Origin of the sequence: Desulforamulus ruminis DSM 2154 (assembly GCF_000215085.1) — a bacterium.
In the GTDB taxonomy this organism is placed as follows: domain Bacteria; phylum Bacillota; class Desulfotomaculia; order Desulfotomaculales; family Desulfotomaculaceae; genus Desulfotomaculum; species Desulfotomaculum ruminis.
Genome location: NC_015589.1, coordinates 199,364 through 225,168, shown reverse-complemented (window position 1 = coordinate 225,168; position 25,805 = coordinate 199,364). Strand labels below are relative to the sequence as shown.

The following is a 25,805-nucleotide window of genomic DNA, read 5'->3' as shown; positions in this document are numbered from 1 at the left end:
CTAGCTATAGGAAGGGGATGAGCACTCTTTGGTGCAAAAAGCTTATCACCGTTTGCAGAAGATGGCTTTGTCCGATAACAACATTGCCATTCTGCACAATAAGAATCCCTGGCTTCCCATGTGGTGGTCCGCCGCCCTGCCTGGCTTGGGACATCTCTGCCAGGGATTTTATATCCGGGGAATCATCTTGATGTCCTGGGAAATCCTGCTTAATTTTAAAGGTCATATTAATTTGGCTATTTTGTATACCTTTACGGGAGATTTTACCCGGGCAACCCAAGTGTTGGAGCCGAGATGGGCCATTTTTTACGGTGTTGTATTTTGTTTCGCCATCTACGACGCCTATCGCAACAGTGTGGAAGTGAATATGCTGGCCCGGTTGGAACGAAAGCAGCATCAGCATCAGTACCTAATGATGAAAATGTCTACCTATGGAGTCAATTTTTTATCCAAAGCCAACCCCTGGGTAGCCGCCGTCTGGTCCATCATGCTAACGGGATTCGGACACATCTATAATAACAAAATTTTTAAAGCATTAATTTTGCTGGGCTGGACTATAGCCATTATGTATTTTGCCAATTTGAACGGGGCGATCATCCAAACCTTTCTGGGAGAATTTGAGCGAGCCAAACAAACCATTGATTATCAGTGGCTGCTCTTCTTTCCTTCCATTTATATTTTTGGCATCTGGGATGCCTATAACGATTCCACCGAAATGAGCAAAGTATTTAACAATGTCCAAAAAAGCTATTTGAAAAAAATATATGGCCAAGGCAGGAAAATTACATGAATGTGAGCTTGGAAAACATCATCATGCTGGTATCGGCTCTGGTTACTTTACTGCTGCTGCTCTTTGCGGTAAACTGGCGTTATTTTCGGGATGTGGTGGTTGTCTTTTTATTTAAAGCCGTTTTTGACTTAACCGTAGGCTCAATGGTTGAAAAGGCCAATTGCATCGACTATCCGGTACGGCTGTGGCCCCAATACTTTGATACACCGGTGCTGTTTGAAGTATGGACCTTTCCCGTCCTCTGTGTTTTATACAACCAAATTACCCGGGAGCGCGGCTTCGGCCCCATCCTTTATTATGCCGTACTGTTCAGCGCCGGCATTGCCGCCATTGAATATCCCATCATGATTTATACGGAACTAATTAAATATAACCATTGGACCTGGTTCTTGAACTTTTGGGCTCTTTTTGCTACATTTCTGGCCTCCAGGGCCTTTATGGCCTTTTTCCGCTGGGGCTGTAACCATTTTAGACCTTATTAATTGAAAATGGGGGGGTTTTATGGCCAATAGCTATCCATCCTTTGAAGAAATTATTGAGGCTCAAAACAAGGTCATTCAAATGCAGTATCAGCAGTGGATTCATCACGATTTATTCAGCCTGCAATTCTGGCTGCTTTTAATAATATTACTGTTGCCGTGGTTTATATGGTGGAAAGTTGTCGATAAAAAAAGACTATTTGATATCCTCCTGTATGGACTGATTATAGTTACCGTGGCAACTTTTTTGGACGAACTGGGAACTCAGCTAAACCTTTGGGAATACAAATACGATATTGAACCGCTCTTCCCCAGAATGATTCCCGTTAATTTTACCGTAATGCCCGTCTCTTATATGTTGCTATACCAATATTTTAGAGATTGGAAATCCTTTATTAAAGCTCATATCGTGCTGGCTGCGGGCTTTTCTTTTATTGCAGAACCCCTCATGGTGTGGCTGGATATTTACAAGCTTTACCATTGGGAGCATTTTTACTCCTTTCCCCTTTACATTATTCTGGCTGCCTCCATTCGTCGGCTGACACAATTTCTCATGAGGCAACAAATCCAGGCCAAAGAAAAAACTCCCGGCCAAGGGAGTTAAGGGGATTTAAGCGAATCTCCAGATTAATGAATTACTTTTACCACCTCATTGGCATTGCGCCGGGGAACCGGAACCGGATTCTCGTCGGAATATCCCACGGCAATAATGGCCTCCGGGCGCAGATCCCCGCCCAATTGCAGGATTTGGGAAATTTTATCTTCCTCAAAGGCTCCTACCCAACAGGTAGCCAGACCATAACCCGTGGCAGCCAGCAGCATATTCTCGATGGCAGCGCCAATATCTTGATACTGGTACTTTTGCCCCAATTGTCCGTATACGTCCTGGGATTTCCCCTGTTCCAGGACCACCACAATATTGACCGGAGCCTCGGCAATAAAATTCTGGTTTCGGCAGGCCGACGCCAGTGACCTCCTGGTCTCTTCTCCATACACAATCATGAGCTGCCACGGCTGCAGGTTTCCCGCACTGGGGGCCCTGAGGGCGGCTTCCACCAGCCTGCCAACCGTTGCTTCGGATACCGGGTCACCATTAAAAGAACGTACACTTCTTCTTTGCTCGATGGCTTCGATAACATCCTTGGTCAATGGCTTCTCCTCCTTGACAGTACTTCTAAATAAAGTATTTCCAAGGAAAATAGAATCATGTGTTTTAGTTAATCTTCCAAATGTCTGTTGTGTATGACAAAAAACACCCCGGTGGACTGGGCCAATACCTGACTGTCCCGGGTAATAATACATTCTGTTGCCACCAGCGTATTCCCCTGATGAGTTACCTTCCCCCGGGCCACAATCCTTTCTCCCAGGTTCCCAGGGTTTATAAAATTTGTATTTAAAGTAACCGTTACCCCTATTTTACCCAGGGTACGAACAGCAACCCCCATGGCAATGTCCGCCATGGAGGAAAGGACACCCCCGTGTAAAGTGCCATGGGGATTCAGGTGCATGGGCCGAACTTTCACCTCAATCACCGCAGCTCCCGGTTCCATTTCTTTAATCTCAATATTTAACATCCTGGCAAAAGGATTGTTATTGGCAAAATCCATGATTCGTTGTTTTTCTTGTAGCATCTTTTTCACCTGTCCTCACCAATAAGCCGGTTTAAGCTGCCGCTGGCAAAGCCCGACAGGTTCAAGGTCACTTCCTTAAACCCCAGGTCTTTTAATTTTCCAGCAATTTCCCCGGCGCTCTCTGCTAATTGGGCAAACTGTTCCCTGGCTACTTCCAGGCGGGCTTCCTTTGCAAAATGCCGGACTCGCACCGGGGAAAAACCCTCAAGCCGGAGAAATTCCTCCGCAGCCTCCACCCGGCGCAGCTTCTCGTCGGTAATTTCCTCGCCATAGGGAATCCTTGAGGCCAGACAGGGCGACGAAGGTTTATCCCAGGTGGCCAGTCCCAGTTGCCAAGAAAGCTTGCGGATTTCTTCTTTGGTAAAACCCGCCTCCATTAAAGGGCTGACAATCCCCAATTCTTTCGCTGCCCTCATACCCGGCCGGAAGTCCTTCAGATCATCCACATTGGAACCGTCCAGGATCCAAGGGATGCTATTGCCGCGGGCAATCTCCTTTAATTCCGAGAACCGGCACCGTTTGCAGTGATAACATCTTTCCGGCGTATTCTGCACAAATTCCTTAAACTCCATTTCCCCGGAATCGATTATTTCATGCCGAACACCCAATTGCCGGGCCAACCGCTCCGCATCCTCAATCTCCTGCCGGGTGGAAGTGGGTGAAATAGCGGTTACGGCCAGGACCTGATCTCCTAATTCCTTCACGGCCACAGCCAGCAGCAGGGAGCTGTCTGTTCCCCCGGAATAAGCCACCAGAACTCTTTGGTAATGTTTTAAAAGTCCCTTAAGCTGCTTATATTTTTCTTGCAGTTGCTCCATCGGATCCTCCTGAAAGTCTTCTTTCAACGAATGTAGGATTTAACCTACCATGCAATATTATACCGGTGGTGGCGGCGATTTCCTAGACTTTCCTCTAAAGCAAGGGGCCGGGCGCTACTTGACAATCTTTAGAGAATTTTTCAAGTAACATCCGGCCTCCCATTCAGCCATTTAAATTTTTGCCACCACCCGGCAGGGCAGTCCGCTTAACCCTTCAATACTTAAGGGCAGGCAGTAAACCGTAAAGGGTTTGCCTGCGGCATTGGCCAGCAGAACATCTAAACGATCCAGATTTTCAATTACAAAAACCTGATGATCCGCACAATGCTGATCTGCCTGGGGGTGTTTAGCGCCTCTTTTAATTCCCGACGCATCAATGCCGATGATGCTAATCTTCTTCCCCAGCAGAAAATCAATGAGTTCGTCGGACAGTTCCGGCGAGTTCCCTTTAAAATACTTTTCCGTGCCATAGCCCGCTTCTTTTAAAAAACCGGTCTTAAAAATGACAAAATCATTTTCCGCAATTTCCTGTTGCAGATCCTCTATAGTAATTTCCCGCTCCCGGACATGACTTACATCCACGATCTTACCCTTTCTTTCAAAATACTCTAAGGGAAATTGCTTATCCATTACGTCAAAGTGGGTTCCCAGATGACCCATCTCAAAAAGGCCTTTTATCCTTTCCATTATATTGGCGGGCACACTGTCTTTACTGATTTTATAAGTTAGATCAATGTTCATTCTCCGTCTCCCTTTCCATCATCTCTTTAAAGGCTTCATTTAAATCCGTTAAGAACAATAAGAGCGTCTCTTGATCCTCATACCGGGCTAATAACTTCTTGAACCCTTCTTCCAGCTTTTGATGTTCATGATGGTGCTTTAAACAAATTTCTTTCCCTTGATCGTTTAATTTAAAATAAATTTCTTTCTTATTCTCCGGTTTCTGATATTTCTCTATAACCCCCTTTTGTAAAAGTTTTTTAGTTAATTTGCTCACAGCCCCCCGGGTTAATTCCATGCCTTCAGACAGCTTGGTCACATTGGCCTCTTCAATCCTGCTGATCTGTTCAATACAATGGACTTCCGAAACACTGATGTCCCCAAAATTTCTGCCCAGATGCTTGCTTAACAACTCCCCTTTTTCAAATACTTTTATCAGGATAGCGTATATTGCATCCATACGGTTCATGTGATCACCTTGTATAATGGAGTCCGGAAAGGGTCTCCATTACCTTTCTCCCGAATATGGGTTAAAATGTTGTCTGCGCTGTGGATTGGTTTGATCACCTACAGCGGTACGCCCGACTGGTTATACCTTAGAGGCTACAACCACAGCTTCATGCTCATTTGTTTATTGGTTGGATAGCGCATTGGACGCTTCATATCGGACAAGGATACATTCAGCATGAAGTGCGTGGACACACAGCGCCAAAATCAATCAATGGGAGATGATTCTTTGATCTACGTGGGTATCGATGTAGCGTCCCGGAAACACGACTGCTGCATCCTGAATCGCGATGGCTCCGCCCTCTTTGAAAACTTCACCTTTACCAATGACCGCAACGGTTTTGAGACGCTGATAAGCAACATCGTTTCCTTAAAATCGGCTTCCGGATCTCTAAACGTAAAAATAGGGCTGGAATCCACCGGCCATTTCAGCACGAATCTCACAAACTTTCTCATTGGACAGGGGTTTGAAGTCACTACCTTCAATCCCCTCCATGTCAATCTATACCGTAAGGCACAGACTCTGAGAAAAACCAAGACCGACAAGTCGGATGCAAGATTCCTGGCTGCCATGCTCTTCTCCGATGACACCAAGCCCTATTCTCCCGCATCATATCATATCTCCGAGCTGAAAGTACTAACCCGGCACCGGTTTCGTCTGCTTTCTATACGCTCTAAACTGAAAACGTCCTATAACCGGCAGCTTACGATCCTCCTTCCGGAGCTTCATACGGCCGTCTGGTCCATCCATCAGAATTCTTGTCTTGCCCTCCTCAGCCAGTTCCCCTCCGCTCAGGCCATCGCCCAATGTCATTTGACTCGCCTTACGAGCCTCCTTGCAGAAGCCTCACAAGGAAGGTATGGCAGAGAGAAGGCGATCCAGATTCGTGAGCTTGCCAAGGTTTCTATCGGTTCCTGCTCTCCTGCGCTCAGCTTCGAGCTGGTCCAGACGATTCAAACCGTCCGTTTTCTCCAGACTCAGATCTCTGCCATCGATGCCCGTATCAGGGAGGTTATGGTGGCGCTTGATTCCCCATTCTCACGGTACCGGGCATATCTTATACCCTTGGAGCCATCATCCTGGCCGAGGTCGGCGACATTACTCGCTTTGCCACTCCGGCTAAGCTCCTTGCTTTTGCCGGTCTGGACCCTTCTACTTATCAGTCCGGTAAGTTCTCCGCCAATTCCACTCCGATGGTCAAGCGCGGTTCCTCTTATCTCCGCTGGGCTTTAATAAACGCCGCTAGACTTATTGCCATGCGCGACCCCACCTTCAAGTCTTATATGGCGAAGAAAAAATCCGAGGGTAAGCATCAATTTCTCGCTTTGAGCCATGTCGGCAAAAAACTTGTTCGTGTGATCTTCAGTCTGCTTAAAAACAACTCCATTTTTATCCCTCAGGCCTAACCATTCCTTTCTCTTTTTGCTGCCGGATATCCCGACAGTTTGCTTAAGCATGCCTTTTTTCGCTACTACTTTTTTACTTCCTTCTCTTATTTTTCTCTTGACTTCATATAGTTGGTCTCTTTTTGTTTACCAGGCAACAAAATCATTATACTCTTTTTTTGTTGCCTGGTAAACAAAATTCATTATGTTTTACCTGTAAAAAATTTGGCAAGGGGTTGTACATTTTTATATAATGATTTAAACGCCGCCTGCCAATTCTTTTAACGCCTTAACCAAGACACAAATCAATTTATTGTTTAGGAGAAACCTATGATTAATTGCCCCAAGAACCAACTGGACCCCCGGGCCAAATATGTCTTTCGTTGGGAAGGCGCCTTCTTTTCACTGCTAGGACTGGCCTTAACCATCCTGTTAATCATTGGCCATTACCAATGGCGCCTGCCCCTATGGCTGGCAAGGATTGCCGCTAGCGGCACCCTTTTGTGCAGCATCTATTTAATCGGCTTTAAACCGGATTTACTCCTGCAGCGCTGGCTCTATGAAATTAAAGAAGATGAAATTCACTTACAGCGGGGAATTCTTTTTCATGAAAGAACCGTTATTCCCATGATACGGGTGCAGCATGTGGATACCAAGCAGGGGCCTCTTTTACGGGCTTACAAACTGACTTCGGTTACCTTTAGTACAGCGGCGGGATCCCATGAAATCCCCGCCCTGTCCAATGAAGCGGCGGAGCAGGTACGGGATCAAATTGCAGCCTTTGCCAAGGTGTCAGAAGATGACTTATAGACGCTTAAGCCCGGTTACCATTTTGCTGTTTACCATCACCGCCATCAAAAACTGGCTTATTCCCCTGGCGCTGGTCTTTATTTCCCAAGTGCTGAAAAAAGAAGGGGATTGGGCCTATCCGCTGTACATAGGGGCTGTTTTCCTGGCGGTTGTTGTCCCCTTTGCCACCCTTAAATGGCTGCGCTACCGCTATAAAATCGTCGATGGACAGTTTACGGTGGAGCACGGAGTTCTGGTGCGGCAAAAAAAATCCATTGCCGTTCAACGCATTCAAACCATTGATTTTACAGAAGAACTGCTGCATCGACTCTTTGGGGTGGTGCGGGTACAAATTCAAACCGCCGGGGGTCAAAAGCCGGAAGTTGTATTAGAGGCTGTTTCACGGGAGGAAGTCAATCGCTTAAAGACATTGCTGGGTTCCGGCTCTCCTATCGGGGAAACCCCGGACGCCGGAAACCCCATACCGGCAGGAATCACCAGCCCTGCCTGGAAGACAGAAGAACCCTCTTATCGCTTGTCCACCGGCAGGCTGTTATTAACCGGACTAACCACCAACGGCATCGGACTGGGTTTGGCCTTGGTTACCCCGATCTACAGCAGGCTGGAGGATTTCCTCACCGCGGGGCAGTTAGAAGCTTTATTTTCCCGCGTTTCCGGAGCTGCCACCCTATTGCTTCTGATGGCAGGGGCCATGGTAACCATCTTAATTTTATCCACCGCCATGTCCGTGTTCCGCTTTGCCCACTTTACCGTTGTCCGCAAGGAAGATTACTTAATTATTACCCGGGGGTTGCTGGAAAGGCGTCAGGTTACTCTGCCCCTGCAGCGCATCCAGTCCATCCGGGTGACGGAAGAGCTGCTCTGGCAGCCCTTGGGTTATGCCTCCATCCATGTAAATACGGTGGGCTATGGCCATCAGTCCGGTGAAACCACGCTGCTTTTTCCGTTAATGCATAAAAAAGAAATTGCCGCCTTTTTGCAAAATATGGCCCCCCATCTAGCCTTTGACCCATTTATTAATATGGAAAGACTGCCCAAAACCGCTCTTCCGGGGTATCTACTGCCCAATGCCGCAGCTTTTACCCTTTTGCCTGCTTTAGCTGCTTATTTTACTGTCTGGGGCTGGCTGGGCTTCATCCTTAGCGGTTATTCTTTAATGAACGGCTTCTGGCGGCATAAAGACGCGGGCTGGCGCCGTCAGGACTCCCTGCTGGTGCTTTGTTACCGCCATATTAACCGGCACAGGGTGCTGATACCCATCAACCGCATTCAATCCTACACCTTGGAAAGCACGCCCCTGCAGCGCCGGAAGGGCCTGACCCTATTTGAGGTGGTGGTGGCGTCCGCCTCCGGAGGCACATCCTATGGGATTAAAGGAATGCCCTACCCCTCGGCCATGGCCCTTTTCCAATGGCTAAACCAATTTTATTCGACAAAATCAGATAAAGGAATTTTGGATAATAAGGGTTAATATAGGATTTTAAATAAAGGAGGTGTACAGTGTGAAAAAAAATATTCTCATTCTTTTGCTGGGTATTCTAATGGGGTCTTTGATCTTTGGCACAATGGGCTTTGCCTTAGGAACAGAAGCCCAAATTTCGGTAAACTTTCTGCCCACCAAATACTTTTTTGACGGAGTAGAGAAAACGCCGCCGGAAGGCCAGCCAAGCTTTATCTACAACGACACGACCTACGTACCCCTGCGCTTTATGGCGGAATCCCTAGGGCAGCCGGTTCGCTGGGATGGCGACAGCGGTACCGTCTTTGTGGGAACAAAGGACAGCGGCAAGCAGAAAATAACCGTTGGCACCGATCCAACCTTTCCCCCTTTTGAAATTCAGGAACCCAACGGCGGCTTAACAGGTTTTGACATTGACTTGATGAAGGCGATCTGCCAGGCCGCGGGATTGGAAGTGGAATACAAAAATGTTTCCTTTGACGGGCTGATTCCGGCTTTACAAGCCGGGCAAGTTGACGCCGTCATTTCCGCCATGACCGTTACTGAAGAGAGAAAAAAGGTCCTCAATTTTTCCGACCCTTACTTTGAATCCGGTCTGGTGATTGCCGTACGGTCCGACGACAACGGCCGTTACAATTTAGCAGACCTCAAGGGTAAAGCCGTGGGGGTACAATCGGGAACCACGGCCAGCGCTTATGCGGAAGAAAACTCGGACAAGGTTCATCATTTTTCAACATTGGATTTAGCTCTTACAGAACTGGAAAGCGGGCGTCTTGATGCAGTCATTATGGATTATCCCATGATTGCTCAATATATCCATCAGGGAAACTCGAACATTAAAATAGTCGGTGAAAAATTGTTTCCAGAAAAATACGGCATTGCCACTGCCAAAGAAAACACCTGGCTGACGGACAAGATCAATAGCGGCCTGCAGACCATCAAGGAAAACGGGGAATATGCAAAAATCTATAAGAAATGGTTTGGGGAAGAACCTCCCATTTAAATTTACAGACAAGCATAACAAAGCGGCCGGAATGTTCCGGCCGCTTTGTTATGCTTGTCTTACTTAAAAGCAATTTAAAGTTCGGTTTCTAATACTCATTGGGCAGGCAGTCCAACTGCGCCTTGGTAAATACCGGGCCGTCCTTGCAAACATACTTGCTGCCCACATTGCAGCGGCCGCACATGCCAATACCGCACTTCATCCGGTTCTCCAAACTCATAATGATCCGTTCCGGCGTAAAACCGCATTCCTCCAACACCGGCATGGTGAACTTGATCATCACCGGCGGTCCGCAGATAATGGCGTAGTCCGTCTTGGGCGCCACTTCCTTGGTCACTGTGGGGATAAAGCCCACTCGGCCTCCCCAGCCTTCCGCCTCCCGGTCAATGGTGGTAATCAGGTTGATGTCGCTCCGGGCATCCCACTCCGCCAGTTCATCCTTGTACAGCAGCAGCCCCGGGTTCCGGGCTCCGTAGATCACCGTCAGGTCTCCGTAATCTCCCCGGTTGGCCGGGTTCAGGATGTATTGGATGGTGGAACGCAGGGTGGTAAAGGCAAAGCCCCCGCCAATAATGGTCAGACTCTTGCCCTTCAACTGCTCCAGGGGGTAGCTGTTCCCCAAGGGCCCCCGCACACCCACCACGGCTCCTTCTTCCAGCATGTGCAGGGCGGTGGAGACTACGCCCACTTTGGCCACCGAGAATTTCAGGATGCCTTTCTCAGTGGGAGAGGACGCAATGCCAAAGGGCGCTTCCCCTTTGCCGTAAACCATCACTTCCGCAAATTGTCCCGGCTGGTATTGAAAGTTTTCCGCATCTTGTTCATTGGCAAATTCCAGGGTAAAGGTGTGTATGAGTTTGTCGGTTGTTTCGGTAAAGTTCTTCGCCAGTTTCATCGGCAGCGGCAGATAGGGGTTTCTCATTTCTTTTCCAACCTCGCTTCCGCTAGTCCAGTGCCCGGATGTCTGCCAGCGCTTGGCGGATATCCAGGTTCACAGGACAGTTTTTGATGCACCTACCGCAGCCAACGCAGGCGGTGGCATTGTACCGGTCTACAAAGTAGTTGAATTTATGCATTAGCCGCTGTCTCCAACGGGCTTTGCCCCCGGTCCTCGGGTTGTGTCCCGAACCGTGCAGGGTAAACAGCGGGAACATACAGGCGTCCCAGTTCCTCACCCGGCAGCCGTTGCAGTCGGTGGCTTCATCCGCAATGTCAAAGCAGTGGCAGGTGGGACACAGGTAGGTGCAGGCCCCGCAGCCAATGCATTTTTCGTGCAGGCTCTCCCAGAAGGGATGTTCAAACATCCCCGCCAGTTTTTCGCTGATGCCTTCCAGCACCACGCCATGGTCCGCTTTCACTTCCCTCTGCAGTTTGGCCGCCGCTTCTTTGGCTTCTGTTCCGGCGGCTTTCAGTTCCAGTTTGCTCAGCAGGGCGTTGCCCTTTTCGCTGACGCCTTCCACCAGGTAGGCTTCCCCAATGTCGGTCAGGAAGATATCGCTTCCTTCTTTGGCAAAGGGACCGCTGTTCATGTTGCTGCAGAAACAGGTGCTTCCCGGTTCGTTGCAGCCCAGTCCCACAATCAGGGTGTTCCCCCGCCGGGTCAGGTAGTAGATGTCTTCGTACTGGTCGTTTTTAAATACGTTGTCCAGCAGCACCAGGGATTTGACGTCGCAGGGGTGCAGGCCAAATACAATGGTGTCCGTGGCGTCAACGCCGTCTTCCATCCTTACTCCTTCAGCGCTCACTGTATAGCGATACAGTTCTTCGGACTGAGGGAAAAGGATTTCTTTGCCCGGCTTTTTGGTGTTGGCAAAGCCCAGGCAGGCCTCTTCCCCGTTTTCTATGACGCTGAATTCAATCAGTCCGTCTTTGTTCACCGGGGCCAGCACCCGGTATTCTTTTGCCAGTTGGGTCAGCAGGCTCGCAATTTCGCTTTTGCTTACGATCATCCTTTTTCACCTCGTTCCTATAGCATGAAGTCTTCATTATCTTCAAATTTGTGGGTGTTCAGGGCCGGCGGGTCTTCCAGGTTGACCCCGGCTTCCGCACCGAACAGTTCTTTGACGTCTTTAACCATTTTGCGGTTCAGGATGGAGAGTTTGATGCCCATGGGGCAGGCTCTCTCGCAGGCTCCGCAGTCCACGCAGCGTCCCGCCAGATGGAGCACCCGCACCACTTGGAACAGGGCGTTGTCGTCTACGCTCTTGGCGCTTTTGCCAATCCAGGCCGGCGCTCCGCAGTCCACAAAGCATTCGCTGCAGTAGCACATGGGACAGGCCTGGCGGCAGGCGTAGCAGCGGATGCATTTTTGCATTTCTTTGGCGATGAAGGCGGATCTTTCTTCTTCGCTTAAGGCTTCAAAGGCTTCGATGTCCCCGTAGTCCGCTTCTTTGGCCGGCACCGCTTCGCCCATCAGTTGGTCAAAGATCACCGGGGTGTTGTATTGGCAGGTCTGGCAGGAACCAAACAAGACGTCGGCTTTAGCCACCGTCTTTTCCAGGCCCTTCCCCTTCAGCACCAGTTCTTCTCCCGTATCAATCACTTCCAGGAGGTCCCGTCCCTCCAGGATTTGGTCGATTTGTTTCCGGTCCACCATGCCTTCGCAAGGTACACCCAGGATGGTCAGGTTGTCTTTGTTGATCTGACCTTCTTTTATCAGGCCCACGATGGCCCGCACGTCACAGCCCTTGGCCACCACCGCCACTTTTTCTCCGCGCTTGCGCACGAAGTTGGCCAGGTTGTTTTCGCAGGTGGCGCTCCATATCAGGTTTTCCGCCTGTTCCGGGGTTCTAGCAAAGTATGGGGTGCTGCGGAGGGGCAGGCTACCTTCAGCAAATCCCACCACCAGATCGACTTTTTTTTCTGCCAGCAGGTTTTTGGCGGCTTCTCGTATCTTTTCGCTTATGTTCATTTTCCCTCTCACCTCACTCCGCTTTCTGGAATATGCCCTTGTTCGGGCCCAAGGCCTTTACTTTGCCCGTCAGGCCGGTGATCATTTCGGCAAAACGCGCCCCTTCGGACGCCGATACCCAGGTGAAGTTCACCCGGTCTTTTTCCACGCCCATGTAGTTTAACAGGTTTTTCATCAGTGCAAATTTACGCCGGGCCACCAGGTTGCCACTAACATAGTGGCAGTCTCCGGGGTGTCAGCCGGAGGTCAGGATGGCATCCGCTCCGGAGCGCAGTGCGCTGATCACAAACAGCGGGTTGATGCGTCCCGAGCAGGGGACCCGCACCACCCGGATGTTGGGGGGATATTGCAGTCGGCCCACCCCTGCCAGGTCTGCTCCCGCGTAGCTGCACCAGTTGCATAGAAACGCGACTATTTTAGGTTCTTTTTCGCTCATTTTCTTCCCTCCTGCTAGCGAGTGCTGCATTTTTTCGTGCCCTCTGTATTTCTTTTCGGTCTAGCCTCATCTTGCATTTCTTTTAGGTCCTGTTGTTCGTCTATTTCTGTATTCCTTTCAGGTCCTGTTGATCCTCGCATTTCCTCCAGGTCATCGTTGGTCCTACGAACAACCGGACCCGAAAGAAATGCCCACAAGTCTAGCAACAGGACCCCCAAGGAATACCTCTTCATTTAGCAGCTCATCGCCTGCACCATAGCCACAATCTGTTCGTTGCTGCAGCCTTTCACGTTGATGGCTCCGCAGCGGCAGGAGGACGCACAGGCGCCGCACCCTTTGCACAAAGCCGGGTTGACTTCCGCCGCCGTGGTACCTCTTTCGTCCGTCACCAGGGTCGCTGCCTTGGCCGGGCATACTTCCACGCACACGCCGCAGGCCATGCATTTGCGTTTGTTCACAAAGGCCGCCTTGCCGTCCGCTTCGATGTTGGCTTTGGCCAGGGCTGTGGCTGCCCGGCCCGCCGCCGCTTTCCCCTGGGCGATGTTTTCTTCCAGGTTTTTGGGCCCGTGGGCCAGCCCGCACATGAATACGCCATCGGTTCCAAAGTCCACCGGACGCAGTTTCAGGTGCGCTTCCAGGAAGAAGCCGTCCGCATTCAGCGGCACTTTAAACAGTTTGGACAGTCCCCGGTTGTCTCCCGCTACGATGGCGCTGGCCAGTCCAATGACGTCCGCATAAACTTCCACCGGCCGGTTCAGCACATGGTCCATGAAGGTTACTTTGGTTCCCGTGGCCGTTTCTTCTACCACCGGTTTTTGGTCGGTGCTGTAGCGTACAAAGATGACGCCCTTCCGCCGCGCTTCGGTGTACAGGTCTTCAAAGTAGCCGTAGGTCCGAATATCACGGTACAGGATGAAGATGTTGGCCAAGGGTTTGGCTTCTTTGATCTTCAGCGCCAGTTTCACCGCTTTGGTGCAGCAGATCCGGCTGCAGTAGGGACGATCGTCGTCCCGGCTGCCCACGCACTGGATGAAGACGTAGTTGTTGGAGTTCTTCAGTTGGCCCTGGGCCAGCATGTTTTCTACATCCAGCAGGGTGTGCACCCGGCTGTTGTGTCCGTAGAGGTATTCTTCCGGTTTGTATTCTGCCGCTCCGGTGGCGATGACGGCCACCCCGTGTTTGATGGCTTCTCCGTTGCTCAGTTGGGTTTCGTAGTTCCCCATGAAGCCGTGGACATCCGCCACTTCCACGCCGGTATAGACTTTAATGTTTGGATGGCCGGTTATCTGGTCAATCAGTTGTTTCAGGTAGGCCTGCACGTCTTCACCGCTCATGCCGTGGTGAATTCTTCGGGCAATGCCCCCCAGTTCCACTTCTTTTTCCACCAGGTGCACCGGGTAGCCCTGGTCCGCCAGGTTCAGCGCCGCGGTCATTCCCGCCACGCCTCCGCCCACCACCAACGCTTCGTGGTTCATGGGCAGGCTCACCGGCTGCACCGGTTCCAGCAGCGCTCCTTTGCTTACCGCCATTTTAACCAGGTCTTTGGCCTTTTGGGTGGCGGCTTCCGGTTCGCTCTGGTGTACCCAGGAGCAGTGGTCCCGGATGTTGGCCATCTCAAAAAGGTGCGGGTTCAATCCCGCTTCTTTCAGGGTTTCCTGGAACATCGGTTCGTGGGTCCGCGGGCTGCAGGAGGCCACAATGATGCGGTTTAGGCCGTTTTCTTCGATGGCTTCTTTAATTTGCGCGCTGGCATCCTGGGAGCAGGCATACAGTTTATCGGTGGCATACACCACCCCGGGCAGGGTTTTGGCATATTCCGCCACCGAGGGTACGTCCACCACGCTGCCAATGTTGATGCCGCAGTGGCACACAAACACACCCGTCCGTACAATTTCTCCACTGACGTCTTTTTGCGCCGGGTATTCTTTGGTCTGGGTCAGGCTGCCTCTGGCTTCCGCCAGCAGTTTTTGCACTTCTCCCGCCGCCGCGCTGGCCTGCATTACGGTCTCCGGAATGTCCCGGGGGCCGCTGAAGGCGCCTGCCACGTAAATCCCCGGACGGCTGGTGGCTACGCCCGTCAGTTGCGGTACGTCCGCAAAGTTGTAGCTGTTCAGTTCAACCCCCAGGTCCTTGGCCAGTTCCACTGCTTTTCTGTCCGGCTCAAGACCCACCGACAGGACCACCATGTCGTATTCTTCGCTCACTACGCTGCCGTCTTCCAGGGCGTAGCGGATGATCACGTTGTCCCCTTCTCCAGGATCCAATCCGTAGACTCGGCTCCGCACAAAGTTCACTCCATATTGTTTTTTGGAGCGTTCGTAGTATCTTTCAAATTCTTTCCCGTAGGTTCTCATGTCCATGTAGAAGATGCTGGCGCCCAGGTCGTAGTCCGCATGTTCTTTCGCGATCACCGATTGTTTGATCGCGTACATACAGCATACCGAGGAGCAGTAGCCATGCCCGATCCGGCAGTTCCGGGAGCCCACGCACTGGATCCAGGCGATTTTCTGAGGCTCTTTATGGTCGCTGGGACGCACCAGGTGGCCGCCGTAGGGGCCCGAGGCGCTCAAGATCCGTTCAAATTCCAGGGAGGTCACTACGTTTTTCAGTTCCCCATATTTGTACAGTCCCAGTTGGCTCGGGTCAAAGGTTTCAAAGCCCGGTGACAGCAGGACCGAGCCAATTTCGATTTCCATTTCTTCATCCTGCATATGGTGGTTGATGGCTCCCGCCTGGCATGCTTTCAGGCATTTGCCGCATAGTTTTTCGTTGTTCAGGTTTTTGAATTTCAGGCATTTGTTGTTGTCAATGGCATAGGCATTGGGGAAGGCCTGGGCGTATAGTTTGTAGATCGCTTTTCTTTTCCCCAGTCCCTGGTTGAATTCTTCGTCCACTTTTACCGGGCAGGCTTCCGCACAGCTACCGCAGCCCGTACATTTCCCCGGGTCTACATAGCGCGCTTTGGTTCGGATGGTGGCTTTGAAGTTCCCCGGTTCCCCTTCCAGTTTCACCAGTTCGGAGTTGGTCAGGGTTTTGATATTCAGGTGTCTCCCGCAGTCCACCAGTTTGGGAGACAGGATGCACATGGAGCAGTCGTTGGTGGGGAAGGTTTTGTCCAGCATCGGCATGGTTCCGCCAATGGCCGGTTTCTTTTCTACCAGGTACACGTAGTATCCTGATTCCGCCAGGTCCAGTGACGCCTGGATCCCTGCGATCCCCGATCCTACTACCAGTACCGCTCCTATTTGATTGGTTGTACTCATGTTCGCACCTCACATCCATGTTGCAATATTCCAGCAAATTTAATTAGGAGTTTCCCCCAATACGACAGACTAACCCTGGTGCTACGGATTAAAAACCCGTAGCCAGGGTTGTCTCGTAGATTATATCTAGTTTAGCACAAAAGTTAAACTATTTTTAGCGCAATTTTTAATTTTTACTCTTCTTCCTGCTTCTTCGGTGCCCAGTCAGGTAAGATAAGGGCGTTCACCAGCAGCGGGGTAATGTGGGTGCACTTCCAGCCCTTTTTATATTCCTTGTTCATGTCGTTGAACTGGTCAATGCAGTTGTGGCAAGGAATAGCAACCACTTTGGCCTCGGTGGCGTCCACTTGTTCAATCTTCCGTTTGGCCTTGGCCATTCTCTCCGCCTTGAATTCCGGCATGGCCATGCCGCCACCGCCGGCACCGCAGCAATAGTTATACTGCCGGTTGGGGTACATTTCGCGGAAATCGCTGCAGATGGCCTTCATGACATTGCGGTTGGCTTCCAAAACACCGGACTTACGCACCAGGTTACAGGGATCATGCACCGTGCAGGGTTCCGGGTTTTTGCTGGGATCCACCTTGATGGTGCCGTTCTTAATCCACTCATCATAAACTTCCAGAATACTGATGATGGGGAATTCCGGGCCATCCCAGAATTTCTCGTAAAACAAGCGGGTGGATTTGTAGGCGTGACCACACTCGGTAACCACGATCTTCTTAACTCCCAGACGAACCGCCTCTTCAAAGAAGGGACGCTGGATTTCACAGAAGTCGTCGTTTTTCCCGCTGAACAGGGCCAGGTTGGTGCAGTCCCAACGATGCTCGCCCAGGGTGTAATCCGCCTTGGCATAGTAGAATACTTTCAGGATTTCCTGTAATTCGTGGGAATAGTACTTAATTTCCCGGGCGTTTAGACCAAAAATAAATTCAGCGCCCTTTTTGCCCACCGTTACTTTATAATTGGGATCGCCCAGTTCTTCCTGAAGTTCCTCTTCAATCCACTCAATGGTTTCCTTATATTCATCCTGGGGCACATCCATTTGGTTTCCGGAATGAATATGCTCATTTACCACTTTGTCCATAAAGCCCGGGGTTGGAATGCCAAACTGCCCCCTCATGCCCCGGGTAATAATACCAAAATTGACTCCCATGGGGCATTCCACGGTGCAGCGCTCACACACATTGCAATTCCAGATAAAGGGGTCTTTAAGGGCTTCTTCCCGCATGCCCAGCACCAGCTTGCGCAGAAATTTACGAGGATCGTTATTATTAATAACATCCGAATAAGGGCAGCCGGCTGTACACATGCCGCAGGCCAAACACTGGGTCCAGTCAATATTTTTAAGCTTTTCCATTACTTCATCCCGGAATTTGGGATCCATTTTGGCAAAATCAATGGTCTCCGGGCTGGCTGCTGTTTCAGCATTAACATTCTCAGACATATTTAATTCCTCCCCTTTTAAGTCGGTTACAGGGCCGTTCTTTAATACTCATTGGGCAGGCAGTCCAACTGCGCCTTGGTAAATACCGGGCCGTCCTTGCAAACATACTTGCTGCCCACATTGCAGCGGCCGCACATGCCAATACCGCACTTCATCCGGTTCTCCAAACTCATAATGATCCGTTCCGGCGTAAAACCGCATTCCTCCAACACCGGCATGGTGAACTTGATCATCACCGGCGGTCCGCAGATAATGGCGTAGTCCGTCTTGGGCGCCACTTCCTTGGTCACTGTGGGGATAAAGCCCACTCGGCCTCCCCAGCCTTCCGCCTCCCGGTCAATGGTGGTAATCAGGTTGATGTCGCTCCGGGCATCCCACTCCGCCAGTTCATCCTTGTACAGCAGCAGCCCCGGGTTCCGGGCTCCGTAGATCACCGTCAGGTCTCCGTAATCTCCCCGGTTGGCCGGGTTCAGGATGTATTGGATGGTGGAACGCAGGGTGGTAAAGGCAAAGCCCCCGCCAATAATGGTCAGACTCTTGCCCTTCAACTGCTCCAGGGGGTAGCTGTTCCCCAAGGGCCCCCGCACACCCACCACGGCTCCTTCTTCCAGCATGTGCAGGGCGGTGGAGACTACGCCCACTTTGGCCACCGAGAATTTCAGGATGCCTTTCTCAGTGGGAGAGGACGCAATGCCAAAGGGCGCTTCCCCTTTGCCGTAAACCATCACTTCCGCAAATTGTCCCGGCTGGTATTGAAAGTTTTCCGCATCTTGTTCATTGGCAAATTCCAGGGTAAAGGTGTGTATGAGTTTGTCGGTTGTTTCGGTAAAGTTCTTCGCCAGTTTCATCGGCAGCGGCAGATAGGGGTTTCTCATTTCTTTTCCAACCTCGCTTCCGCTAGTCCAGTGCCCGGATGTCTGCCAGCGCTTGGCGGATATCCAGGTTCACAGGACAGTTTTTGATGCACCTACCGCAGCCAACGCAGGCGGTGGCATTGTACCGGTCTACAAAGTAGTTGAATTTATGCATTAGCCGCTGTCTCCAACGGGCTTTGCCCCCGGTCCTCGGGTTGTGTCCCGAACCGTGCAGGGTAAACAGCGGGAACATACAGGCGTCCCAGTTCCTCACCCGGCAGCCGTTGCAGTCGGTGGCTTCATCCGCAATGTCAAAGCAGTGGCAGGTGGGACACAGGTAGGTGCAGGCCCCGCAGCCAATGCATTTTTCGTGCAGGCTCTCCCAGAAGGGATGTTCAAACATCCCCGCCAGTTTTTCGCTGATGCCTTCCAGCACCACGCCATGGTCCGCTTTCACTTCCCTCTGCAGTTTGGCCGCCGCTTCTTTGGCTTCTGTTCCGGCGGCTTTCAGTTCCAGTTTGCTCAGCAGGGCGTTGCCCTTTTCGCTGACGCCTTCCACCAGGTAGGCTTCCCCAATGTCGGTCAGGAAGATATCGCTTCCTTCTTTGGCAAAGGGACCGCTGTTCATGTTGCTGCAGAAACAGGTGCTTCCCGGTTCGTTGCAGCCCAGTCCCACAATCAGGGTGTTCCCCCGCCGGGTCAGGTAGTAGATGTCTTCGTACTGGTCGTTTTTAAATACGTTGTCCAGCAGCACCAGGGATTTGACGTCGCAGGGGTGCAGGCCAAATACAATGGTGTCCGTGGCGTCAACGCCGTCTTCCATCCTTACTCCTTCAGCGCTCACTGTATAGCGATACAGTTCTTCGGACTGAGGGAAAAGGATTTCTTTGCCCGGCTTTTTGGTGTTGGCAAAGCCCAGGCAGGCCTCTTCCCCGTTTTCTATGACGCTGAATTCAATCAGTCCGTCTTTGTTCACCGGGGCCAGCACCCGGTATTCTTTTGCCAGTTGGGTCAGCAGGCTCGCAATTTCGCTTTTGCTTACGATCATCCTTTTTCACCTCGTTCCTATAGCATGAAGTCTTCATTATCTTCAAATTTGTGGGTGTTCAGGGCCGGCGGGTCTTCCAGGTTGACCCCGGCTTCCGCACCGAACAGTTCTTTGACGTCTTTAACCATTTTGCGGTTCAGGATGGAGAGTTTGATGCCCATGGGGCAGGCTCTCTCGCAGGCTCCGCAGTCCACGCAGCGTCCCGCCAGATGGAGCACCCGCACCACTTGGAACAGGGCGTTGTCGTCTACGCTCTTGGCGCTTTTGCCAATCCAGGCCGGCGCTCCGCAGTCCACAAAGCATTCGCTGCAGTAGCACATGGGACAGGCCTGGCGGCAGGCGTAGCAGCGGATGCATTTTTGCATTTCTTTGGCGATGAAGGCGGATCTTTCTTCTTCGCTTAAGGCTTCAAAGGCTTCGATGTCCCCGTAGTCCGCTTCTTTGGCCGGCACCGCTTCGCCCATCAGTTGGTCAAAGATCACCGGGGTGTTGTATTGGCAGGTCTGGCAGGAACCAAACAAGACGTCGGCTTTAGCCACCGTCTTTTCCAGGCCCTTCCCCTTCAGCACCAGTTCTTCTCCCGTATCAATCACTTCCAGGAGGTCCCGTCCCTCCAGGATTTGGTCGATTTGTTTCCGGTCCACCATGCCTTCGCAAGGTACACCCAGGATGGTCAGGTTGTCTTTGTTGATCTGACCTTCTTTTATCAGGCCCACGATGGCCCGCACGTCACAGCCCTTGGCCACCACCGCCACTTTTTCTCCGCGCTTGCGCACGAAGTTGGCCAGGTTGTTTTCGCAGGTGGCGCTCCATATCAGGTTTTCCGCCTGTTCCGGGGTTCTAGCAAAGTATGGGGTGCTGCGGAGGGGCAGGCTACCTTCAGCAAATCCCACCACCAGATCGACTTTTTTTTCTGCCAGCAGGTTTTTGGCGGCTTCTCGTATCTTTTCGCTTATGTTCATTTTCCCTCTCACCTCACTCCGCTTTCTGGAATATGCCCTTGTTCGGGCCCAAGGCCTTTACTTTGCCCGTCAGGCCGGTGATCATTTCGGCAAAACGCGCCCCTTCGGACGCCGATACCCAGGTGAAGTTCACCCGGTCTTTTTCCACGCCCATGTAGTTTAACAGGTTTTTCATCAGTGCAAATTTACGCCGGGCCACCAGGTTGCCACTAACATAGTGGCAGTCTCCGGGGTGTCAGCCGGAGGTCAGGATGGCATCCGCTCCGGAGCGCAGTGCGCTGATCACAAACAGCGGGTTGATGCGTCCCGAGCAGGGGACCCGCACCACCCGGATGTTGGGGGGATATTGCAGTCGGCCCACCCCTGCCAGGTCTGCTCCCGCGTAGCTGCACCAGTTGCATAGAAACGCGACTATTTTAGGTTCTTTTTCGCTCATTTTCTTCCCTCCTGCTAGCGAGTGCTGCATTTTTTCGTGCCCTCTGTATTTCTTTTCGGTCTAGCCTCATCTTGCATTTCTTTTAGGTCCTGTTGTTCGTCTATTTCTGTATTCCTTTCAGGTCCTGTTGATCCTCGCATTTCCTCCAGGTCATCGTTGGTCCTACGAACAACCGGACCCGAAAGAAATGCCCACAAGTCTAGCAACAGGACCCCCAAGGAATACCTCTTCATTTAGCAGCTCATCGCCTGCACCATAGCCACAATCTGTTCGTTGCTGCAGCCTTTCACGTTGATGGCTCCGCAGCGGCAGGAGGACGCACAGGCGCCGCACCCTTTGCACAAAGCCGGGTTGACTTCCGCCGCCGTGGTACCTCTTTCGTCCGTCACCAGGGTCGCTGCCTTGGCCGGGCATACTTCCACGCACACGCCGCAGGCCATGCATTTGCGTTTGTTCACAAAGGCCGCCTTGCCGTCCGCTTCGATGTTGGCTTTGGCCAGGGCTGTGGCTGCCCGGCCCGCCGCCGCTTTCCCCTGGGCGATGTTTTCTTCCAGGTTTTTGGGCCCGTGGGCCAGCCCGCACATGAATACGCCATCGGTTCCAAAGTCCACCGGACGCAGTTTCAGGTGCGCTTCCAGGAAGAAGCCGTCCGCATTCAGCGGCACTTTAAACAGTTTGGACAGTCCCCGGTTGTCTCCCGCTACGATGGCGCTGGCCAGTCCAATGACGTCCGCATAAACTTCCACCGGCCGGTTCAGCACATGGTCCATGAAGGTTACTTTGGTTCCCGTGGCCGTTTCTTCTACCACCGGTTTTTGGTCGGTGCTGTAGCGTACAAAGATGACGCCCTTCCGCCGCGCTTCGGTGTACAGGTCTTCAAAGTAGCCGTAGGTCCGAATATCACGGTACAGGATGAAGATGTTGGCCAAGGGTTTGGCTTCTTTGATCTTCAGCGCCAGTTTCACCGCTTTGGTGCAGCAGATCCGGCTGCAGTAGGGACGATCGTCGTCCCGGCTGCCCACGCACTGGATGAAGACGTAGTTGTTGGAGTTCTTCAGTTGGCCCTGGGCCAGCATGTTTTCTACATCCAGCAGGGTGTGCACCCGGCTGTTGTGTCCGTAGAGGTATTCTTCCGGTTTGTATTCTGCCGCTCCGGTGGCGATGACGGCCACCCCGTGTTTGATGGCTTCTCCGTTGCTCAGTTGGGTTTCGTAGTTCCCCATGAAGCCGTGGACATCCGCCACTTCCACGCCGGTATAGACTTTAATGTTTGGATGGCCGGTTATCTGGTCAATCAGTTGTTTCAGGTAGGCCTGCACGTCTTCACCGCTCATGCCGTGGTGAATTCTTCGGGCAATGCCCCCCAGTTCCACTTCTTTTTCCACCAGGTGCACCGGGTAGCCCTGGTCCGCCAGGTTCAGCGCCGCGGTCATTCCCGCCACGCCTCCGCCCACCACCAACGCTTCGTGGTTCATGGGCAGGCTCACCGGCTGCACCGGTTCCAGCAGCGCTCCTTTGCTTACCGCCATTTTAACCAGGTCTTTGGCCTTTTGGGTGGCGGCTTCCGGTTCGCTCTGGTGTACCCAGGAGCAGTGGTCCCGGATGTTGGCCATCTCAAAAAGGTGCGGGTTCAATCCCGCTTCTTTCAGGGTTTCCTGGAACATCGGTTCGTGGGTCCGCGGGCTGCAGGAGGCCACAATGATGCGGTTTAGGCCGTTTTCTTCGATGGCTTCTTTAATTTGCGCGCTGGCATCCTGGGAGCAGGCATACAGTTTATCGGTGGCATACACCACCCCGGGCAGGGTTTTGGCATATTCCGCCACCGAGGGTACGTCCACCACGCTGCCAATGTTGATGCCGCAGTGGCACACAAACACACCCGTCCGTACAATTTCTCCACTGACGTCTTTTTGCGCCGGGTATTCTTTGGTCTGGGTCAGGCTGCCTCTGGCTTCCGCCAGCAGTTTTTGCACTTCTCCCGCCGCCGCGCTGGCCTGCATTACGGTCTCCGGAATGTCCCGGGGGCCGCTGAAGGCGCCTGCCACGTAAATCCCCGGACGGCTGGTGGCTACGCCCGTCAGTTGCGGTACGTCCGCAAAGTTGTAGCTGTTCAGTTCAACCCCCAGGTCCTTGGCCAGTTCCACTGCTTTTCTGTCCGGCTCAAGACCCACCGACAGGACCACCATGTCGTATTCTTCGCTCACTACGCTGCCGTCTTCCAGGGCGTAGCGGATGATCACGTTGTCCCCTTCTCCAGGATCCAATCCGTAGACTCGGCTCCGCACAAAGTTCACTCCATATTGTTTTTTGGAGCGTTCGTAGTATCTTTCAAATTCTTTCCCGTAGGTTCTCATGTCCATGTAGAAGATGCTGGCGCCCAGGTCGTAGTCCGCATGTTCTTTCGCGATCACCGATTGTTTGATCGCGTACATACAGCATACCGAGGAGCAGTAGCCATGCCCGATCCGGCAGTTCCGGGAGCCCACGCACTGGATCCAGGCGATTTTCTGAGGCTCTTTATGGTCGCTGGGACGCACCAGGTGGCCGCCGTAGGGGCCCGAGGCGCTCAAGATCCGTTCAAATTCCAGGGAGGTCACTACGTTTTTCAGTTCCCCATATTTGTACAGTCCCAGTTGGCTCGGGTCAAAGGTTTCAAAGCCCGGTGACAGCAGGACCGAGCCAATTTCGATTTCCATTTCTTCATCCTGCATATGGTGGTTGATGGCTCCCGCCTGGCATGCTTTCAGGCATTTGCCGCATAGTTTTTCGTTGTTCAGGTTTTTGAATTTCAGGCATTTGTTGTTGTCAATGGCATAGGCATTGGGGAAGGCCTGGGCGTACAGTTTGTAGACCGCTTTTCTTTTCCCCAGTCCCTGGTTGAATTCTTCGTCCACTTTTACCGGGCAGGCTTCCGCACAGCTGCCGCAGCCCGTACATTTCCCCGGGTCTACATAGCGCGCTTTGGTTCGGATGGTGGCTTTGAAGTTCCCCGGTTCCCCTTCCAGTTTCACCAGTTCGGAGTTGGTCAGGGTTTTGATATTCAGGTGTCTCCCGCAGTCCACCAGTTTGGGAGACAGGATGCACATGGAGCAGTCGTTGGTGGGGAAGGTTTTGTCCAGCATCGGCATGGTTCCGCCAATGGCCGGTTTCTTTTCTACCAGGTACACGTAGTATCCTGATTCCGCCAGGTCCAGTGACGCCTGGATCCCTGCGATCCCCGATCCTACTACCAGTACCGCTCCTATTTGATTCGCCTTTGTCATCTCTGCATTACACCATCCTCCTATTTCGACTTGTCGGGGGAAGAAAAACCCCCAGAAGTACACTTAACCCCTAAAAGGGGCAATGGGCAAAATTTTACAAAACTCAATTCAACCAATTGGTCAGGTGAATAAGCTTTCCGGTGTTCACCTCCACATACCATTTTACTGCTGCTATAAAAGTCTTTAGCTTGTACCTATATTAACAAGAAAAGAGATAAAACTTTTATGCTAAGGGGATAAAATGAATCCATTCCAACAAATTGTCTTTTGGGCGACACCTCAGCGTAACGAATATACTATTTATGGTGTAATCAGGTTGGTTTGCCATTTTGGCAGCAAATTGTTCAATTTAGGATAGGTCTTAGGACAAGCCGGTAAAAAAATCAGCAAATACGGCCTCTTTCTCTTTATGGCTAGTATATAATCTATGCCAACTAGTGTCAATTCTTTTGATTTAATTTCAATAATTATAGATATTCTAATGCTCGGGTTTGATTTATGCAAATCATTTTAAAATTGTTTTTTTCGCTCTGACTATTTGTCTCAATTGGTGGAAAATTCTATATATATTTCTTAAAAAGAAAATCCCTTCTGGATTTACAAAAAGGGACTTTCCGGCTTATTTTATTTTTATGTTACCCCTTTTCTCCCATACCCATTTTGCGGTCGTTTTTATTGGTCATATTGTTGGGTGGCGTCTTAAAAGGGTTATTTTTGATCTGCTGCTGGCTGGCCGCCATCTCCTTGGCGCTGATTTCATCCTCGCTCTGGCCTTTCACCAATTCCCCCTGGCTGGTCACCATTTGCTCCTGTAGTGTTCCTTCTTGCAAGGAATGTTTCTTTTGATGAAGCGTCACCACAAACACCTCCATGTATTATTTATCTTAGCTTTCCCCAAACCAGGCGGTGAATATGGCATGGCCACCGGAAAATCCCCACATGATGATATAAGTTTATGAAAGAACACTTTAAAAACTTTAAAAAGAAATAGATGTATCCAAGTTTGGAGTACACCTATCCGACCTTTCTATTCAACCTTTGATCTTGCCAGTGCCGACTTATGCCAAGTTCTTCAGAATTTCCTGGCAGAAAGCCGGTAGATCATCGGGCACCCTGGAGGTAATTAGATTGCCGTCCACCACCACTTCTTGGTCCAGGTATTCGGCCCCGGCATTCACCAGGTCGTCTTTAATCATGATGCAACCGGTGGCTTTTTTCCCTTTGACCACTCCCGCTGAAATCAACACCCAGCCGGCATGGCAAATGGAGGCCACCAGCTTACCGTCATTAAATAGTTCTTGAACAATCTTTAACATGGCCGGGTCTATTCTCATCTTATCCGGAGCATATCCCCCGGGAATGATCACTCCTGCCAATTCTTCCGTTTTTACCGCGCTGGATACAACATCGGGTTTAACCGGCATGCCAAATTTACTCTTAAAGGTTTCCTGCTTGCCGGTTCCCACCACCACCACTTCAAAACCGGCTTCTTTCATGCGGTAGTAAGGATACCAAAACTCCAGATCGTTGTAGACTTCTTCCACAAAAAGGGCAATCTTTCTTTTAGACATGGCGATCAACCTC

General features: G+C 51.4%; 25 protein-coding genes and 2 pseudogenes. 9 read left to right on the top strand and 18 right to left on the bottom strand.

All coding sequences use genetic code 11. The features are described from left to right. Window positions 1-31 precede the first annotated feature (31 nt). From DESRU_RS01170 to DESRU_RS01160, 3 genes are read left to right on the top strand one after another with little or no spacing between them, the layout of a single operon-like run. A complete protein-coding gene (locus DESRU_RS01170) occupies window positions 32-790 on the top strand; it encodes a hypothetical protein (protein WP_238446410.1) in 759 nt (252 codons plus the stop codon). Further along, window positions 787-1,272 (top strand): CBO0543 family protein, encoded by a 486-nt coding sequence (locus DESRU_RS01165; RefSeq protein ID WP_013840303.1) that lies wholly within the window; start codon window positions 787-789, stop codon window positions 1,270-1,272. The genes DESRU_RS01170 and DESRU_RS01165 overlap by 4 nt, the downstream gene beginning before the upstream one ends. 19 nt (window positions 1,273-1,291) lie before the next feature. Then, a complete protein-coding gene (locus DESRU_RS01160) occupies window positions 1,292-1,873 on the top strand; it encodes a CBO0543 family protein (RefSeq protein WP_013840302.1) in 582 nt (193 codons plus the stop codon). A 23-nt stretch (window positions 1,874-1,896) separates the two neighbouring features. On the opposite strand, the gene DESRU_RS01155 is transcribed toward DESRU_RS01160, so the two are convergent. The 5 genes from DESRU_RS01155 to DESRU_RS01135 all read right to left on the bottom strand — a co-directional run bounded on the left by DESRU_RS01155 (window position 1,897) and on the right by DESRU_RS01135 (window position 4,907). After that, window positions 1,897-2,418: a nitroreductase family protein gene (locus DESRU_RS01155; RefSeq protein WP_013840301.1), complete on the bottom strand. Its 522-nt coding sequence runs from the start codon at window positions 2,416-2,418 to the stop codon at window positions 1,897-1,899. A 68-nt stretch (window positions 2,419-2,486) separates the two neighbouring features. After that, window positions 2,487-2,900 carry a PaaI family thioesterase gene (locus DESRU_RS01150; protein ID WP_013840300.1) on the bottom strand — a complete coding sequence of 138 codons (414 nt, stop codon included), beginning with the start codon at window positions 2,898-2,900 and terminating at the stop codon, window positions 2,487-2,489. 5 nt (window positions 2,901-2,905) lie between these two features. Further along, window positions 2,906-3,718 carry an ATP-dependent sacrificial sulfur transferase LarE gene (gene larE, locus DESRU_RS01145; protein ID WP_013840299.1) on the bottom strand — a complete coding sequence of 271 codons (813 nt, stop codon included), beginning with the start codon at window positions 3,716-3,718 and terminating at the stop codon, window positions 2,906-2,908. Window positions 3,719-3,889: 171 nt separating this feature from the next. Next, on the bottom strand, window positions 3,890-4,459 hold the full coding sequence (locus DESRU_RS01140) for a cyclase family protein (RefSeq protein ID WP_013840298.1): 570 nt from the start codon (window positions 4,457-4,459) through the stop codon (window positions 3,890-3,892). Further along, window positions 4,449-4,907 carry a MarR family transcriptional regulator gene (locus DESRU_RS01135; RefSeq protein ID WP_013840297.1) on the bottom strand — a complete coding sequence of 153 codons (459 nt, stop codon included), beginning with the start codon at window positions 4,905-4,907 and terminating at the stop codon, window positions 4,449-4,451. Before DESRU_RS01135 ends, DESRU_RS01140 begins: the two co-directional genes overlap by 11 nt. Window positions 4,908-5,123: 216 nt before the next feature. Between DESRU_RS01135 and DESRU_RS21590 the strand changes: the two are divergent. From DESRU_RS21590 to DESRU_RS01115, 6 genes and pseudogenes are all read left to right on the top strand, one after another. Beyond that, window positions 5,124-5,603, top strand: a pseudogene (locus DESRU_RS21590) (IS110 family transposase); the annotation flags it as partial. A 377-nt stretch (window positions 5,604-5,980) separates the two neighbouring features. Continuing rightward, window positions 5,981-6,172 (top strand): annotated as a pseudogene (locus tag DESRU_RS21585) (IS110 family transposase); the annotation flags it as partial. Window positions 6,173-6,229: 57 nt separating this feature from the next. Further along, entirely contained in the window at window positions 6,230-6,352 is a 123-nt protein-coding gene (locus DESRU_RS21580) for a hypothetical protein (protein ID WP_337998881.1), read from the top strand. Window positions 6,353-6,661: 309 nt separating this feature from the next. Continuing rightward, window positions 6,662-7,141 carry a PH domain-containing protein gene (locus tag DESRU_RS01125; RefSeq protein ID WP_013840296.1) on the top strand — a complete coding sequence of 160 codons (480 nt, stop codon included), beginning with the start codon at window positions 6,662-6,664 and terminating at the stop codon, window positions 7,139-7,141. Then, entirely contained in the window at window positions 7,131-8,612 is a 1,482-nt protein-coding gene (locus tag DESRU_RS01120) for a PH domain-containing protein (protein WP_013840295.1), read from the top strand. Before DESRU_RS01125 ends, DESRU_RS01120 begins: the two co-directional genes overlap by 11 nt. Window positions 8,613-8,643: 31 nt before the next feature. After that, a complete protein-coding gene (locus DESRU_RS01115; protein ID WP_013840294.1) occupies window positions 8,644-9,603 on the top strand; it encodes a transporter substrate-binding domain-containing protein in 960 nt (319 codons plus the stop codon). A gap of 88 nt (window positions 9,604-9,691) precedes the next feature. Here the strand turns inward: DESRU_RS01115 and DESRU_RS01110 are convergent, their stop codons facing one another. From DESRU_RS01110 to DESRU_RS01040, 13 genes are all read right to left on the bottom strand, one after another. Next, window positions 9,692-10,525 (bottom strand): FAD/NAD(P)-binding protein, encoded by an 834-nt coding sequence (locus DESRU_RS01110; RefSeq protein WP_013840291.1) that lies wholly within the window; start codon window positions 10,523-10,525, stop codon window positions 9,692-9,694. A 22-nt stretch (window positions 10,526-10,547) separates the two neighbouring features. Next, window positions 10,548-11,552 carry a 4Fe-4S dicluster domain-containing protein gene (locus DESRU_RS01105; RefSeq protein WP_013840290.1) on the bottom strand — a complete coding sequence of 335 codons (1,005 nt, stop codon included), beginning with the start codon at window positions 11,550-11,552 and terminating at the stop codon, window positions 10,548-10,550. A 17-nt stretch (window positions 11,553-11,569) separates the two neighbouring features. Then, window positions 11,570-12,514 (bottom strand): 4Fe-4S dicluster domain-containing protein, encoded by a 945-nt coding sequence (locus DESRU_RS01100; protein ID WP_013840289.1) that lies wholly within the window; start codon window positions 12,512-12,514, stop codon window positions 11,570-11,572. Window positions 12,515-12,527: 13 nt separating this feature from the next. Further along, entirely contained in the window at window positions 12,528-12,950 is a 423-nt protein-coding gene (locus tag DESRU_RS21210; protein ID WP_013840288.1) for a hydrogenase iron-sulfur subunit, read from the bottom strand. A 233-nt stretch (window positions 12,951-13,183) separates the two neighbouring features. Beyond that, complete coding sequence (locus DESRU_RS01085) at window positions 13,184-16,213, bottom strand: FAD-dependent oxidoreductase (RefSeq protein WP_013840293.1); 3,030 nt, start codon at window positions 16,211-16,213, stop codon at window positions 13,184-13,186. Window positions 16,214-16,386: 173 nt separating this feature from the next. Next, window positions 16,387-17,658, bottom strand: coding sequence for a (Fe-S)-binding protein (locus DESRU_RS01080; protein ID WP_013840292.1), 1,272 nt, complete (start codon window positions 17,656-17,658; stop codon window positions 16,387-16,389). A 41-nt stretch (window positions 17,659-17,699) separates the two neighbouring features. Beyond that, the gene (locus tag DESRU_RS01075) at window positions 17,700-18,533 is read right to left on the bottom strand and encodes an FAD/NAD(P)-binding protein (RefSeq protein ID WP_013840291.1); all 834 of its coding nucleotides are present in this window, start codon (window positions 18,531-18,533) and stop codon (window positions 17,700-17,702) included. Between the two features lie 22 nt (window positions 18,534-18,555). Then, the gene (locus DESRU_RS01070) at window positions 18,556-19,560 is read right to left on the bottom strand and encodes a 4Fe-4S dicluster domain-containing protein (protein ID WP_013840290.1); all 1,005 of its coding nucleotides are present in this window, start codon (window positions 19,558-19,560) and stop codon (window positions 18,556-18,558) included. Between the two features lie 17 nt (window positions 19,561-19,577). Further along, window positions 19,578-20,522: a 4Fe-4S dicluster domain-containing protein gene (locus DESRU_RS01065; protein WP_013840289.1), complete on the bottom strand. Its 945-nt coding sequence runs from the start codon at window positions 20,520-20,522 to the stop codon at window positions 19,578-19,580. Window positions 20,523-20,535: 13 nt separating this feature from the next. After that, complete coding sequence (locus DESRU_RS21205; protein ID WP_013840288.1) at window positions 20,536-20,958, bottom strand: hydrogenase iron-sulfur subunit; 423 nt, start codon at window positions 20,956-20,958, stop codon at window positions 20,536-20,538. A gap of 233 nt (window positions 20,959-21,191) precedes the next feature. Continuing rightward, on the bottom strand, window positions 21,192-24,221 hold the full coding sequence (locus tag DESRU_RS01050) for an FAD-dependent oxidoreductase (RefSeq protein WP_013840286.1): 3,030 nt from the start codon (window positions 24,219-24,221) through the stop codon (window positions 21,192-21,194). A 635-nt stretch (window positions 24,222-24,856) separates the two neighbouring features. Next, window positions 24,857-25,078, bottom strand: coding sequence for a hypothetical protein (locus DESRU_RS01045; RefSeq protein ID WP_041275253.1), 222 nt, complete (start codon window positions 25,076-25,078; stop codon window positions 24,857-24,859). 201 nt (window positions 25,079-25,279) lie between these two features. Continuing rightward, window positions 25,280-25,792 (bottom strand): type 1 glutamine amidotransferase domain-containing protein, encoded by a 513-nt coding sequence (locus tag DESRU_RS01040; protein ID WP_013840284.1) that lies wholly within the window; start codon window positions 25,790-25,792, stop codon window positions 25,280-25,282. Window positions 25,793-25,805: the final 13 nt, after the last annotated feature.